The organism is Pseudomonas sp. Mn2068 (assembly GCF_049319725.1).
Taxonomy (GTDB): Bacteria; Pseudomonadota; Gammaproteobacteria; order Pseudomonadales; family Pseudomonadaceae; genus Aquipseudomonas; species Aquipseudomonas gingeri.
Genome location: NZ_JBMOUG010000002.1, coordinates 623,309 through 636,070, shown reverse-complemented (window position 1 = coordinate 636,070; position 12,762 = coordinate 623,309). Strand labels below are relative to the sequence as shown.

The following is a 12,762-nucleotide window of genomic DNA, read 5'->3' as shown; positions in this document are numbered from 1 at the left end:
TATTTGATTTGGTTATAGAGTATGCGCACCGACCTCAACCTGCTTCGCGTCCTGCTGGCGATCCACGAAGCCGGCAATGTCACCATCGCCGCCCAGCACCTGGGCATGAGCCAGCCGGCAGTCAGCGCCGCCCTCTCGCGCCTGCGCCATTCCCTCGGGGATGCGCTGTTCGTTCGCTCCGGCAGCCGCATGGAAGCCACGCCACGGGCCCAGAGCATCATCGAGCGGACCCGCGAAGTGATCGATATCATCGACCGCGATATCCTCAGCAACCCGACCTTCGATCCGTCCCGCAGCAGCGACGAGTTCACCTTCTGCCTCAGCGAAATCGGCGAAGTGGTGTTCCTGCCGACCCTGTTCGAGCACCTGCGCAAGGTCGCCCCGAAGGCGCGGATCCGCACCTTCGGCCTGTCGCCCAGGGACCTTGCCGAACACCTGCGCGAAGGCCGGGTGGACATGGTGCTGGGCTATTTCCCCGACCTCGACGCACCGAACATCTACCAGCAGCGATTGTTCTCCCACGACCTGGTGTGCCTGATCCGCCGCGACCATCCGATCAAGGACGAGCGCCTGTCGCTGGAGGACTTCTGCGCCCTCGAACACCTGCAGGTACGCGACGGCAGCCGCAGCCAGGAAATGTACGAAAGTCACCTGGCGGCGCTCGGAGTGGAACGCAATATCGTGCTGCAGATGTCCCACTACATGAGCACCTCGGCCATCATCGAGCGCTCGGACCTGGTGGTGGTGCTGCCGCGCACGGTGGCCCGGCTGTATGCCGAGGATTCGGCGGTCAGGACCATCGAGCCGCCGGTCGACTTTCCCAGCTACGACCTCAAGCAGCACTGGCATGCACGGTTCCAGAAGGACCCGCGGCATATGTGGTTGCGACAGACGGTTCGCGAACTGTTCGTGCCCGGGGAGTAGTCTTTCCGCGGCCGGGCGGCCACAGAAACATTTGGTATTAATTTGCCGTGCGCATCAATCCATTCTAAAAATGCACTTATCAAATCTATAAGGCTGCTCCAGTATCCCCGCCAATAAAAATCTGCACTGCGATGCAGGCCATAAAAGCGCTGGAGACCTTCAAGATGCATGCCTCAACACCGACCGCCAGTTCTGCCCGTGCCAAGGCGGGCGCGGTATTTCGCGTTACCTCGGGTAACTTCCTCGAACAATTCGACTTCTTCCTGTTCGGCTTCTACGCCACCTATATCGCCGCTGCCTTCTTCCCCGCCAGCAGTGAGTTCGCCTCGCTGATGATGACCTTCGCCGTGTTCGGCGCCGGCTTCCTGATGCGCCCGCTGGGCGCGGTGATCCTCGGTGCCTATATCGACGACGTCGGCCGGCGCAAGGGCCTGATCGTCACCCTGTCGATCATGGCCAGCGGCACCATCCTCATCGTCCTGGTGCCCGGCTACGAAAGCATCGGCCTGCTGGCCCCGGCCCTGGTCCTGATCGGCCGCCTGCTCCAGGGTTTCTCCGCCGGTGCCGAACTGGGCGGCGTCTCGGTCTATCTGTCGGAAATCGCCACGCCAGGTCGCAAGGGCTTCTTCACCGCCTGGCAGTCCTGCAGCCAGCAAGTCGCCGTGGTCATCGCCGCCGCCCTGGGTTACGGCCTGAACCAGTGGATGTCGGCCAGCACGGTCGCCGACTGGGGCTGGCGCATCCCGTTCCTGGTCGGCTGCATGATCGTGCCGTTCATCTTCCTGCTGCGGCGCAATCTGGCGGAAACCGAAGAGTTCGCCAAGCGCAAGCACCGTCCGGGCATGCGCGAGGTGTTCAACACCCTGGCGCAGAACTGGGTGATCGTGGTCGCCGGGATGCTGATGGTCGCGCTGACCACCACCGCCTTCTACCTGATCACCGTATACGCGCCGACCTTCGGCAAGACCGTGCTGCACCTGAGCACCGCCGACAGCCTGCTGGTGACCTTGCTGGTGGGTGTCTCGAACTTCTGCTGGCTGCCCCTGGGCGGTGCCCTCTCCGACCGTATCGGCCGCCGTCCAGTGCTGCTGACCATGTCCGGCCTGACCCTGGCCACGGCCTATCCGGCCTTGTCGCTGCTGGTCCAGGCACCGACCTTCACCAGCATGCTGCTGGTGCTGTTGTGGTTCTCGTTCCTCTACGGCATGTACAACGGCGCGATGGTCGCGGCCCTGACCGAGATCATGCCGGCGGAAGTCCGCGTGGCCGGTTTCTCCCTGGCCTACAGCCTGGCCACGGCGGTATTCGGTGGCTTCACCCCGGCGATCTCCACCGCGCTGATCCAGTACACCGGAGACAAGGCCGCGCCGGGCTACTGGATGAGCTTCGCCGCGCTCTGTGCGCTGTGCGCGACGCTGTTTCTCTATCGCAAGGCCAGGATGCAGCTCCAACCGGCGCTGTAAGTCCTGAATCCAATCCCGCCCTTTCGATACCAATAAGAGAAATCCGATGAAAGCAGTGTTTCTGAAACTCGCCCTGATCGGCAGCCTGGCCCTCGGCAGCGTGGCCCAGGCCGAGGAAATCCGCGTGATGACGTCCGGCGGCTTTACCGCCGCCTACAAGCTGCTCGGCCCGAAATTCGCCGCCGACACCGGCAACACCCTCGACACCATCCTCGGCCCGTCCATGGGCAAGGCGCCGGAAGCCATCCCCAATCGCCTGGAACGCGGTGAAAAGGCCGATGTGCTGATCATGGTCGGCTATGCCCTCGACGAGTTGATCAAGCAAGGCAAGGTCGTGCCCGGTTCGCGGGTCGAACTGGCGGATTCGCGGATCGGCCTGGTGGTGCGCGAAGGTAGCGCCAAGCCGGCCATCGGCACTGAGCAGGAACTCAAGGACAGCCTGCTCAAGGCCAGCTCCGTGGCCTACTCCGACAGTGCCAGCGGCGTATATATCCAGGACCAGTTGTTCAAGCGCCTGGGCATCGAGGCGCAGCTCAAGCCCAAGGCGACCATGGTGCCGAAGATCCCGGTGGCCTCGGTGGTCGCGACCGGCGACTATCAACTGGGCTTCCAGCAGGTCAGCGAACTGTTGCCGGTGCCGGGGGTGACCTATGTCGGCAAGATCCCGGAATCGGTGCAGTCGGTGACGCGGTTTGCCGCCGGTATTCCGGTAGGCGCCGAGCATCCCGCCCAGGCCAAGGCCCTGCTGGACTACCTCGCCGCGCCCGCGGCCCAGGCCACCGTGAAGGCCACCGGCCTGGACTCCATTGCGCATTGACAAGTGGGCGCCGGCTTGCCGGCACCTACACGTGCGAGACCTTCATCTCGACGATCAGCCGCTCCAGCTCCAGCGCCGCCGGGGTCAGCACCCGGCCCCGGCGCTTGAGCAGGCCGACCTTGCGCATCACTTCCGGCTCGACCAGCGGCACGCTGGTGAGAATCGGATGCTCGCCGGCCACCGGCATCGCCATGGTCGGCACCGCCGCGATCCCCAACCCGGCCTCCACCAGGCCGATCATGGTGGTGACATGCCGGGTCTCGCACACTCCGGGCTTCTGCGCCTCGATACCCACCAGCGCCTGGTCGAGCAGGAAACGATTGCCCGAGGTCTTGTCGAGGCTGATGTAGTCCTGCTGGTACAACTCGGTCCAGGTCACACTGGCCCGCCCGGCCAACGGATGATCGCGGCGACAGGCAACGACATAGCGTTCCTCGACCAATAACTCGAATTCGATTTCCGGTTGCAGGTTGCCGGTGAAGCTCAGGCCGAAATCCGCCTCGCCGCTGAGCACGGCGGCATGTACGTCGTTGGCGCTGGAGTCGAGGACCTTGACCTTGATCTTCGGGTATTGCCGATGATAGTGCGCCACCACCTTCGGCATGAAGTAATAGGCAGCCGAGGGTACGCAAGCCACGGTGACATGGCCGAGCCGGGTCGAGGCTACATCGGTGATGCCCAGCAGCGCGACATCGAGGTCGTCCAGCAGCCGCTCCACTGTCGGCGCGAAGGCCCGACCGACCTGGGTCAGGCTGACCCGGCGGGTGGTACGCTCGAACAGGCGCACCCCGAGAGCCTCTTCGAGCTTGTCCACGCGTCGGCTCAGGGCCGGTTGGGAGATATTGATGGCCTGGGCCGCCTTGCGAAAACTGCCCTGCTCGACCACGGCGCGAAAGGCCTGCAGGTCGTTCAAATCGAAGTTGATGGCCACGGGACTTACTCATCGGATGCTGATTGATCAGTTTAACGCATGAGTAGTCGTTATAGATGCAGAAAACACCAGCGATCGTTCCCACGCAGAGCGTGGGAACGATCGTCCGTCATCAACTCCGAAGCATCAGCCAATCCCGTTGCACATCGTTCCCGCACTGGAAGGTGGTCCGGCCGACAATGCGGAAGCCGTGGCGCTCGTAGAAGCGGATCGCCCGCGGGTTTTCTTCGCTGACGCTCAGGCGCACCGGCCCCGACAGCAGCTTAAGGGATTCGCTCATGAGGAACCCGGCAGCGCCCGACCCGTGTTGTTCCGGCACCACGTAGCAGCGCGTGAACTCCTGTGCCCCATCGGCCACATCGACCCCAACGGGCCCCGGTTCGGGAGTCAGCAGGCTATAGCCGATCAACTGGCCGTCCAGCTCGAGCACCAGGAGGATCTTTCCCGGCTGTTGCAGCAACTGGTGAAAATGCACCGGCTGCAATTGTTCTTCGATATGCCGGGCGATTGCCTGCGCCGGCGTGCTGGCCGGACAGGCCAGGGCAAAGGTCCGGCCGGCGATGTGACTGAGGGAGTCGCAGTCCGCGGCAGTGGCGGAACGTATCCGCAAGGCCGTCATGGATAGCTCGCTTGCGCCGCCAGCAACGGCGGCATCGGGCAATCGAGGATATCAGCCACCGCGCGCATCAACTCGGCTTCGGCGGCCGTGACCTGGCCGTCATGGCCGATGCAGCGGGCCATGGCCTTGAGCAACTGCGGTTTCTGCAGCGGCAGCAACTGGGTGAGGCGGCGCAGGGCCGCTTCCAGCGCCTTCAGGTCGCTTGTGCTGTCGAACGCCGGTGCGGCGAACGGCAACCCGGTGCAGCCATGGGCATAGGCCAGGCCCGCTTGCCGGGGATCGGCCTGCCCTGCCCGGCTGAGAAATGACAGCAGCACCGCCACTTCATCGACCAATGACTCCAGGCGGTATTTGCCGGTCACCGAACGCAGCCCTTCGACATTGCGCTCGACGATGCGCAGCAGCGTCCACTCCAGCAACTCGACGCGGTCATCGGCGCGGATCAGCAACGCCATATTCTGCTTCACCGCGGCAAACTCGCTCTTGCCCAGTTGCTTGAGCGCCGGGATCGCCAGGTCGATCATCGCCAGCCGCTGGCCCTGGGGCAGTTCACGCAAGGGAGCGCGCAGGGACTCGAGGTGGCTCGCCAGCATCGGGCTCAGATGTTTGCGCAACAGATCGAGTTGCTGTTGTTGCAGGAATTCCACCGGGTCCAGCAGCAGGCCGTAGACCAGGGCCTGGGCCCCTTCGCTGCTGTGGGCCGCTTGTTTCAGCGACTCGGGCAAGGCCTGCAGGGTGTCCTGGGCCACTTGCAGATGCGCCAGGCCCGGGTCGCCGATCGCCGCGATCGACTCGGTCACGGCGCCGCCGCTGAAGGCTGCGGCGGCAGTCGAGCGGGAAGACTGCATCCACTGGGCGGTCGGGTCCGCTGCCGTGCTGTCGGCTACCGGCAATGCTCCCACCTCGGGGTAGCGCCCGTCCCAACCCGGCTCGACCCGACGAATGCGCTCGGCCAGCGGCGGATGGGTGGCGAACAGGCCATCCAGGGTCGCCTTGATCCCCGCACCGAAATACAGATGGCTGAATTCGGCGGCGTTCGAGGCCTGCAACTGCGAACCGGCCGCGTAGCCGCCGATCTTCTTCAGGGCCCCGCCGATACTGTCGGGGTTGCGGGTGAACTGCACCGCCGAGGCATCGGCCAGGAACTCCCGCTGGCGACTGACCGCGGCCTTGATCAGGTTGCCGAAAAACGTCCCGGCATAACCGAGCACCAGCAATGTCAGGCCGAGGACATACTTGAGCATCACGCCCTTGCTGCTGTCCGAGGAAGAACTGCGCGAGCTCGAATCGCTGCGCAACACCCAGTGCCCGATCAGGCCGATCAGCAGGATGCCATGGAGCAAGGCGATCAGGCGCATGTTGAGGCGCATGTCGCCGTTGTAGATATGACTGAAATCATGGGCGATCACGCCCTGCAACTCTTCACGGCTGAGCAGGCCGATGGCGCCGCGGGTCACGCCGATCACTGCGTCCTTGGGGCTCAGGCCGGCGGCGAAGGCGTTGATGCCGATATCGTCGAGGACATACACCGAGGGCACCGGCGTGCCCGAGGCCAGGGCCATTTCCTCGACGACATTGAGCAGGCGGCGTTCCTCGAAGTTCTGCGGCGAGAGGTTGATCAGGCGACCGCCCAGGCTCTCGGCGACCACCTTGCCGCCGGCGTTCAACTGCACGCGCTTGTACAGGCTGCCGCCCAGCACCACGGCGATCACCACCAGCGCCACGACGCCGACCAGCGAAGTATCCAGCAGCGGCGTGCCACGCCGGCTCGAAGGCTCGCCATAGAAATGCCAGATCAGCGTCAGGGCGAGGCTGGTCAGGGCAACCAGGCAGGTGACCGCCAGCGCCATCAGCAGAACCAGGCGTCCGGTCTGACGCCGGGCCCGGTCCTGGTGTTCAAAGAAATTCATCGGGTCGTCCGTGGGTAAAACTGATTAGAACGACACCTTGGGGGCGGCCTGGATCTCGGCGCTGTCGGCAAACTCCAGCAGGCTGGCGTCGGCCCCATGACCAAACTTCGCGGCGAAGAATACCGGCGGGAAGGTCTGCTTGTAGGTGTTGTATTCCATCACCGAGTCATTGAAGGCCTGGCGGGCGAAGGCCACCTTGTTTTCGGTGGTGCTCAGCTCTTCGCTGAGTTGTTGCATGTTCTCGGAAGCCTTGAGGTCCGGGTAGGCTTCGAGGGTCACGTTCAGGCGCCCCAGGGCGCTGTTGAGCAGGCCTTCGGCGCTGCCCAGCCGGGCCATGCTGCCCGCGTCACCCGGCTGGGCCGCGGCGGCCTTGAGACCGGTCACGGCCTGGTTGCGCGCATTGATCACCGCTTCCAGGGTGTCACGCTCGTGGGCCATGTAGCCCTTGGCGGTTTCCACCAGGTTGGGGATCAGGTCGTGGCGGCGCTTGAGCTGGACTTCGATCTGGGCGAAGGCGTTCTTGAAGCGGTTACGCAGGGTCACCAGCTTGTTGTAGATGCCGATGACGTAGAAGACCACGATGGCGATGATGGCCAGGAGGATCAGGGTGGAGACCATGGCGATGTCCTTATCTGCATTTGCGGGGTGGTGGGCGATGTTAGCGTAAAACGCCCGATGGAGCGCACACAAACCCTGTGGGAGTGGGCTCGCCCACGAAGGCGGCCGGCAGCACAACGCTGAATCAGGAAATCCCCCGACCATCGTTCAAACAAAAGGCCCGGGACGATCGCTCATCCCGGGCCTTGCCTGAAGCCGGTGTCAGCCGATCAGACCTTGACGATCCAGCCTGCCGGCGCCTCGACGTCACCGGTCTGCACGCCCGTCAGCTCCTTGTACAGGCGCTGGGTCACAGGCCCGACTTCGGTCTCGCTGTGGAACACGTGCAGCTTGCCGTTGTACTCGATCCCGCCGATCGGCGTGATCACCGCGGCGGTACCGCAGGCACCGGCTTCGGTGAAATCGGCGATCTTGTCGATCAGCACGTCGCCTTCGACCACCTTCAGGCCCAGGCGCGATTGCGCCAGCTCGATCAACGACAGGCGGGTAATGCCTGGCAGCACCGAAGGCGACTTCGGCGTGACGAATTCATTGTTGGCGGTGATGCCGAAGAAGTTGGCCGAACCCACTTCCTCGATCTTCGAGTGAGTCAACGGGTCCAGGTAGATGCTGTCGGCAAAGCCGCGCTTCTTGGCTTCGGCACCCGGCATCAGGCTGGCCGCGTAGTTGCCGCCAACCTTGGCCGCGCCGGTACCCTGGGGCGCCGCGCGGTCATAGCTGGAAATCGCGAAGTTGTGCGGCTTCATGCCGCCCTTGAAGTAAGGGCCCACCGGGATGCAGAACACCGAGAAGATGAACTCCGGCGCGGTACGCACGCCGATATTGTCGCCCACGCCGATCACGAACGGACGCAGGTACAGGGCACCGCCGGTGCCGTAGGGAGGAATGAAGCGCTCGTTGGCCTTGACCACCTGCTTGCAGGCTTCGATAAAGGCTTCGGTCGACGGCGCCGGCATCAGCAGGCGGGTACAGCTGCGCTGCATGCGCGCGGCGTTCTGGTCAGGCCGGAACAGGTTGATCGAGCCATCCTTGCAACGGTAGGCCTTCAAGCCTTCGAAACATTGCTGGCCGTAATGCAGCGCGGTCGAGCCTTCGCTGATGTGCAGGACGTTGTCTTCGGTCAGCGAACCGTTGTCCCACTCGCCGTTACGGAAATACGACAGATAGCGCTTGTCGGTCTTGATGTAATCGAAACCCAGCTTGTCCCAGTTAATGCTTTCCTGACCCATGGCACCCTCTAATCATCTGATAACCGCCCGGATATCCCGGGCTTATGACATTTTTTTCGCAGGTAACCACAATACTCTATTCGGGCAGGAAATCGCAGCCTGGACGACGTGCATGTCCTACATGCGTTTATGCGCGGTCCTCGCCCAGCAAGGACTGGTGGGCACAGACACCGGCCATGACCCCGGCCGCCGAAGCGAACGTCGCATTGTGCATCGGGCTGGCGGCGTCGCCGGCGGCGAACACGCCCGGCACCGTGGTCTGCTGACGTTCGTCGACCCGCAGATAAGGGCCGCTCGGTCCTTCGTCGAACTGGCAACCCAGTTGCTCGGCCAAGGGGCTGGCCATCCGGGTTTTCGGCCCGGTGAACAATGCCTGCACCTCGATCAGCCGCCCGTCGCTCAAGCGTACCGCCTCCAGGGCCGGTGCCTGGCCGAGCAGCTCGACCACCGGGGTCCGCTCGATCGCCACGCCGCGCGCCTGCAGCAGGGCCAGTTGCCCGGCATCCGGCTCGTGGAGGCCCTGGGTGAAATACACCGTCGGTCCCCAGTCCGGGATCATGCTCGCCTGGTGCGCGGAGAGCGGCATGGTGGCCAGTACCCCCAAGGCACGGTCACGCACTTCATAGCCATGGCAGTACGGGCAATGCAGCACGGTCTTGCCCCAACGCTCCGGCAAGCCGGGAATCGCCGGCAACTCGTCGTGCAGACCGGTGGCCAGGACCAGCCGCGCCGCCCTCTCCTCCCGGCCATCGGCCAGCACCACGGCAAATCCGCTATCGACCTGCCGGGCCGAGACCACCTCGCCTTCGACGAACTCGACAGTCGGGTAACGCAGCAGTTGCCGCAGCGCCTCATCGCGAATCGTCCGGGGTGAGCGGCCATCCTGACCAAGAAAACCGTGGGCCGTCGTCGCGAACCGGTTACGCGGCCGGCCCGAATCCACCAGCAATACCCGCTGACGGGCCCGGGCCAGCTGCATGGCCGCCGACAACCCGGCAAAGCTGGCCCCCACCACCACGATGAAATGAGACATGGGCAGAACTCCTCGTCGATTGAACTCACGAAACTTTATAAGTTACGTAACGAGCGTTCGTCAACTCCTGTAACTCGTCTTGTTACAGACGGTGGTTTTTGCTATACGTGCGCGGTGTTTTTTCCCCAGCGAAACGCTCCCATGCGCAACGACAGCCGCCTTTCCCGCATGCTCCACGTGCTGATCCACATGGACCAGCACGACCAGCGCACCACCTCCGAGACCATCGCGCAGATGCTGCGCACCAATCCGGTGGTGGTACGCCGGACCATGGCCGGCCTGCGCGATCACGGTTACGTGCATTCGGAAAAGGGCCACGGCGGCGGCTGGACCCTGGCCCGGCCCCTGAGCGAAATCACGCTGCTCGACATCCATCGCGCCCTCGGCGCACCCGAGGTGTTCGCCATGGGCCTGGCGAAGGAAGAGCCGCAGTGCCTGGTGGAACAGGCGGTCAATGCGCGGCTGACCGATGTGCTGCAGGAAGCCGAGGCGCTGCTGGTCCAGCGCCTGGGGCAAGTGACCCTGGCCGAGCTGGCGAGCGATTTCGAACGGCGCCTGGCGCAGAAACGCCTGGAAAACCCCGACCTGGAAATCATTCATGGGCTACCGGCCCTGGAGAAGTCATGACAGATACTCAACTGCAGGTGACCGACCTGCTGGAAGGCGACGGCAAGGCCGTGGTCAAGGGCGCGTTGATCACGACCCACTATCGCGGCACGCTCGCCGATGGCAGCGAGTTCGATTCGTCCCATTCCCGTGGCAAGCCGTTCCAGTGCGTGATCGGCACCGGACGGGTGATCAAGGGCTGGGATATCGGCCTGATGGGCATGAAAGTCGGCGGCAAGCGCCAACTGTTCGTGCCGGCGCACCTGGCTTACGGTGAGCGCGGCATGGGCTCGCGCGTCGCCCCCGGCGCCGACCTGACCTTTGAGATCGAGTTGCTGGAAGTGCTGACCCGGGATGACTGAGCCGGTCTGACCTAGGACGCCGCCAACCGCCGCTCCATGATGATGGTGTGCTCCTCGCCGTGCCAGGTATCGCCCACGGCCTGGAATCCCAGCCGCGCATAAAAGCCTTCGGCGGTCACGGTCGAAGGCACCTTCAACAGGCTGACACCTGCTTCCACGGCATAGCGGACCACCTCGTCCATCAAGGCCTGGCCCACTCCGCGGCCCTGGAGATCGGGCGCCACGAACACCGTGCGCACCACCTCGCCATCGAGACTGGCGGTGCCGACGATCCGCTCTCCCGCCTGCGCCACCAGTACCGTGCGCATGCCCAGCAGGCTGCGCACATCCTGCGGGCCGAAGTTCAGCTCGACCCGGGCGATCACCTGCGCCGGGTAGTCCGCGGCGTTGCTCTGGCGTAGCGCCTGGATAATCACCTGGCTGATGGCTTCGGCATCCTCGTCACGGGCAAGGCGGATGCTGCATGGCATGGGGCTGGCCTCGAGTCCTTTCGTCAAGGTCCTATCCTACGTGTCTGCGGTGCGGCTGCAAGGGGGCCGATCGAAAGCGACCTTGTTCCTGGAGAAATCCTGTGGCTATCCTTGGGCTGCACATATGCCGAGGCCCGGGATCCCCGTGGATGCCCCCAGCGTGCCAACCTTTCGATAGTGGAGATCTCCCATGCCCGACCCACAGGTCAGCGCGGCCCTGGAAACGCTTTTGCCGCTGATGGCCGAACAACCGTTGCTGGTGCTGACCGGTGCCGGTATCAGTACCTCTTCCGGCATCCCGGACTACCGCGACAGCGACGGCGTGCGCCGGGGCAAGGCGCCGATGATGATCCAGGAGTTCCTCGGTTCGCCCCAGGCCCGCCGCCGTTACTGGGCCCGGGCCATGCTCGGCTGGCCACGGGTGCGCATGGCCCGGCCGAATGCCGCCCACCGGGCCCTCGCCAGCCTGCAGGGACAACGCCATCTCAGCGGCCTGATCACGCAGAATGTCGACACCCTGCATGACCAGGCCGGCAGTCACGAGGTGATCGAGTTGCATGGCAGCCTGCACAAGGTGCTCTGCCTGGATTGCGGCAACCGTCTGGAGCGCGATGCCGTCCAGCTCACCCTGGAAGCCCAGAACCCTTACCTGGCGCAGGTCGAGGCGGTCCAGGCGCCCGATGGCGACACCCTGCTGGACGCCGCCTTCGAATCGCGTTTCCAGGTGCCCCACTGCCCGCAATGCGGCGGCGACCGGCTGAAACCCGACGTGGTGTTCTTTGGTGAAAACGTCGCCCCGCTCACCGCCGCCCGGGCCCTGGCGAGCGCCGAACAGGCCGCTGGCCTGCTGGTGATCGGTTCGTCGCTGATGGCCTATTCGGCCTTCCGCCTGTGCAAGCTGATCGCCGAGCGCGGCAAGCCGCTGATCGCCATCAACCTGGGCAAGACCCGCGCCGACGACCTGCTCGACTTCAAGTTCGAAGCCTCCTGCGAACAGTTGCTGCCACTGCTGGCCGAGCGCCTGGGCTGATCAGCAACGGATCGGCAGCGCCTCGATCAGCGCCTGGGTCGAACGGACCCGGGCAATGCGCGGCATGACCTTCTCCATGGAGAACCTGTGGGTGTCCTCGCCCAGGCCGGCGCAGGCATCCTCGGCCACCAGCACCGCATAGTTGTGGTGCCAGGCATCGCGGACAGTGGACTCGACGCCGGAGTTGCTGGCGATCCCGCAGACGATCACCGTGCTGATCCCGCGACGGCGCATTTGCAGGTCCAGTTCGGTGCCATAGAAAGCGCTCCAGCTGTGCTTGGTGATCTGTACCGGGGCGTTCAAGGCGGCAATCGACGGGTCGAGGACGGCCCACTGCTCGGGCAGGCCACCGGGCGGCACGGCCATCGGCATGTCCACCGGCTGGTTGGGCTTGTCGGCGTAGTCGCTGGCGAACGCCACGCGCACGGCGACCACCAGGCCACCGGCCTGGGTCAGGTGCTCGCCGAGCCGCGCCGCGCGTTCGGCAACGGCCTGCGGAGCATGGGGCGCAACGGGCAAGGCCATGATGCCCTGCTGCAGATCGATGATCACAAGGGCGCAGGTACGGGGATCGAGATCGAGCGACATGAGTAGTTCCTGATGAGTTTCCTGATGCCCGGACGCCGGATCGCGGGCGACACCAGCGCGAAAGTCGGGGAGACAGGCGCAATGAGGCGGGTATCCTCCTCAGGATGCGAGAGCGCTCGCGCCGTTCGCAAGTAAAAAAATTTTCATCTTTCTCCCGGCGCA

Annotated in this window: 14 protein-coding genes; 6 read left to right on the top strand and 8 right to left on the bottom strand. The window is 64.5% G+C overall.

The window, feature by feature from the left end; genetic code table 11:
• The first annotated feature begins 21 nt into the window (after nt 1-21).
• From ACL9RJ_RS07340 to ACL9RJ_RS07330, 3 genes are all read left to right on the top strand, one after another.
• Nucleotides 22-924, top strand: coding sequence for a LysR family transcriptional regulator (locus ACL9RJ_RS07340; RefSeq protein WP_017125316.1), 903 nt, complete (start codon nt 22-24; stop codon nt 922-924).
• Nucleotides 925-1,088: 164 nt separating this feature from the next.
• The gene (locus tag ACL9RJ_RS07335; RefSeq protein WP_017125315.1) at nt 1,089-2,387 is read left to right on the top strand and encodes an MFS transporter; all 1,299 of its coding nucleotides are present in this window, start codon (nt 1,089-1,091) and stop codon (nt 2,385-2,387) included.
• Nucleotides 2,388-2,433: 46 nt separating this feature from the next.
• A complete protein-coding gene (locus tag ACL9RJ_RS07330; protein ID WP_017125314.1) occupies nt 2,434-3,204 on the top strand; it encodes a substrate-binding domain-containing protein in 771 nt (256 codons plus the stop codon).
• A 25-nt stretch (nt 3,205-3,229) separates the two neighbouring features.
• Here ACL9RJ_RS07330 and ACL9RJ_RS07325 read toward each other — a convergent pair whose 3' ends face one another.
• The 6 genes from ACL9RJ_RS07325 to ACL9RJ_RS07300 all read right to left on the bottom strand — a co-directional run bounded on the left by ACL9RJ_RS07325 (nt 3,230) and on the right by ACL9RJ_RS07300 (nt 9,544).
• Entirely contained in the window at nt 3,230-4,135 is a 906-nt protein-coding gene (locus tag ACL9RJ_RS07325) for a LysR family transcriptional regulator (protein ID WP_017125313.1), read from the bottom strand.
• A 112-nt stretch (nt 4,136-4,247) separates the two neighbouring features.
• The gene (locus ACL9RJ_RS07320) at nt 4,248-4,754 is read right to left on the bottom strand and encodes a GNAT family N-acetyltransferase (RefSeq protein WP_422765075.1); all 507 of its coding nucleotides are present in this window, start codon (nt 4,752-4,754) and stop codon (nt 4,248-4,250) included.
• Nucleotides 4,751-6,664: a M48 family metallopeptidase gene (locus tag ACL9RJ_RS07315; protein ID WP_422765074.1), complete on the bottom strand. Its 1,914-nt coding sequence runs from the start codon at nt 6,662-6,664 to the stop codon at nt 4,751-4,753. Before ACL9RJ_RS07315 ends, ACL9RJ_RS07320 begins: the two co-directional genes overlap by 4 nt.
• 24 nt (nt 6,665-6,688) lie before the next feature.
• On the bottom strand, nt 6,689-7,282 hold the full coding sequence (locus tag ACL9RJ_RS07310) for a LemA family protein (RefSeq protein ID WP_177118406.1): 594 nt from the start codon (nt 7,280-7,282) through the stop codon (nt 6,689-6,691).
• A gap of 209 nt (nt 7,283-7,491) precedes the next feature.
• Entirely contained in the window at nt 7,492-8,511 is a 1,020-nt protein-coding gene (locus ACL9RJ_RS07305) for a branched-chain amino acid aminotransferase (RefSeq protein WP_177118405.1), read from the bottom strand.
• Between the two features lie 127 nt (nt 8,512-8,638).
• On the bottom strand, nt 8,639-9,544 hold the full coding sequence (locus ACL9RJ_RS07300) for an NAD(P)/FAD-dependent oxidoreductase (protein ID WP_017125309.1): 906 nt from the start codon (nt 9,542-9,544) through the stop codon (nt 8,639-8,641).
• A gap of 141 nt (nt 9,545-9,685) precedes the next feature.
• On the opposite strand from ACL9RJ_RS07300, the gene ACL9RJ_RS07295 reads away from it, so the two are divergent.
• Together ACL9RJ_RS07295 and ACL9RJ_RS07290 are read left to right on the top strand one after the other, a co-directional pair.
• The gene (locus ACL9RJ_RS07295; RefSeq protein WP_017125308.1) at nt 9,686-10,171 is read left to right on the top strand and encodes an RrF2 family transcriptional regulator; all 486 of its coding nucleotides are present in this window, start codon (nt 9,686-9,688) and stop codon (nt 10,169-10,171) included.
• Nucleotides 10,168-10,512 carry an FKBP-type peptidyl-prolyl cis-trans isomerase gene (locus ACL9RJ_RS07290; protein ID WP_017125307.1) on the top strand — a complete coding sequence of 115 codons (345 nt, stop codon included), beginning with the start codon at nt 10,168-10,170 and terminating at the stop codon, nt 10,510-10,512. The genes ACL9RJ_RS07295 and ACL9RJ_RS07290 overlap by 4 nt, the downstream gene beginning before the upstream one ends.
• 11 nt (nt 10,513-10,523) lie before the next feature.
• Here the strand turns inward: ACL9RJ_RS07290 and ACL9RJ_RS07285 are convergent, their stop codons facing one another.
• Nucleotides 10,524-10,982: a GNAT family N-acetyltransferase gene (locus ACL9RJ_RS07285; protein ID WP_422765073.1), complete on the bottom strand. Its 459-nt coding sequence runs from the start codon at nt 10,980-10,982 to the stop codon at nt 10,524-10,526.
• A 190-nt stretch (nt 10,983-11,172) separates the two neighbouring features.
• On the opposite strand from ACL9RJ_RS07285, the gene ACL9RJ_RS07280 reads away from it, so the two are divergent.
• The gene (locus tag ACL9RJ_RS07280) at nt 11,173-12,012 is read left to right on the top strand and encodes an NAD-dependent protein deacetylase (RefSeq protein ID WP_017125305.1); all 840 of its coding nucleotides are present in this window, start codon (nt 11,173-11,175) and stop codon (nt 12,010-12,012) included.
• Here the strand turns inward: ACL9RJ_RS07280 and ACL9RJ_RS07275 are convergent, their stop codons facing one another.
• On the bottom strand, nt 12,013-12,600 hold the full coding sequence (locus ACL9RJ_RS07275; RefSeq protein WP_017125304.1) for a hydrolase: 588 nt from the start codon (nt 12,598-12,600) through the stop codon (nt 12,013-12,015).
• Between the last annotated feature and the right edge of the window lie 162 nt (nt 12,601-12,762).

Coding starts and splice junctions, on each gene's coding strand:
- ACL9RJ_RS07340 (WP_017125316.1), top strand. CDS start 22: ATGCGCACCGACCTCAACCTGCTTCGCGTCCTGCTGGCGATCCACGAA.
- ACL9RJ_RS07335 (WP_017125315.1), top strand. CDS start 1,089: ATGCATGCCTCAACACCGACCGCCAGTTCTGCCCGTGCCAAGGCGGGC.
- ACL9RJ_RS07330 (WP_017125314.1), top strand. CDS start 2,434: ATGAAAGCAGTGTTTCTGAAACTCGCCCTGATCGGCAGCCTGGCCCTC.
- ACL9RJ_RS07320 (WP_422765075.1), bottom strand. CDS start 4,754: ATGACGGCCTTGCGGATACGTTCCGCCACTGCCGCGGACTGCGACTCC.
- ACL9RJ_RS07315 (WP_422765074.1), bottom strand. CDS start 6,664: ATGAATTTCTTTGAACACCAGGACCGGGCCCGGCGTCAGACCGGACGC.
- ACL9RJ_RS07310 (WP_177118406.1), bottom strand. CDS start 7,282: ATGGTCTCCACCCTGATCCTCCTGGCCATCATCGCCATCGTGGTCTTC.
- ACL9RJ_RS07305 (WP_177118405.1), bottom strand. CDS start 8,511: ATGGGTCAGGAAAGCATTAACTGGGACAAGCTGGGTTTCGATTACATC.
- ACL9RJ_RS07300 (WP_017125309.1), bottom strand. CDS start 9,544: ATGTCTCATTTCATCGTGGTGGTGGGGGCCAGCTTTGCCGGGTTGTCG.
- ACL9RJ_RS07295 (WP_017125308.1), top strand. CDS start 9,686: ATGCGCAACGACAGCCGCCTTTCCCGCATGCTCCACGTGCTGATCCAC.
- ACL9RJ_RS07290 (WP_017125307.1), top strand. CDS start 10,168: ATGACAGATACTCAACTGCAGGTGACCGACCTGCTGGAAGGCGACGGC.
- ACL9RJ_RS07285 (WP_422765073.1), bottom strand. CDS start 10,982: ATGCCATGCAGCATCCGCCTTGCCCGTGACGAGGATGCCGAAGCCATC.
- ACL9RJ_RS07280 (WP_017125305.1), top strand. CDS start 11,173: ATGCCCGACCCACAGGTCAGCGCGGCCCTGGAAACGCTTTTGCCGCTG.
- ACL9RJ_RS07275 (WP_017125304.1), bottom strand. CDS start 12,600: ATGTCGCTCGATCTCGATCCCCGTACCTGCGCCCTTGTGATCATCGAT.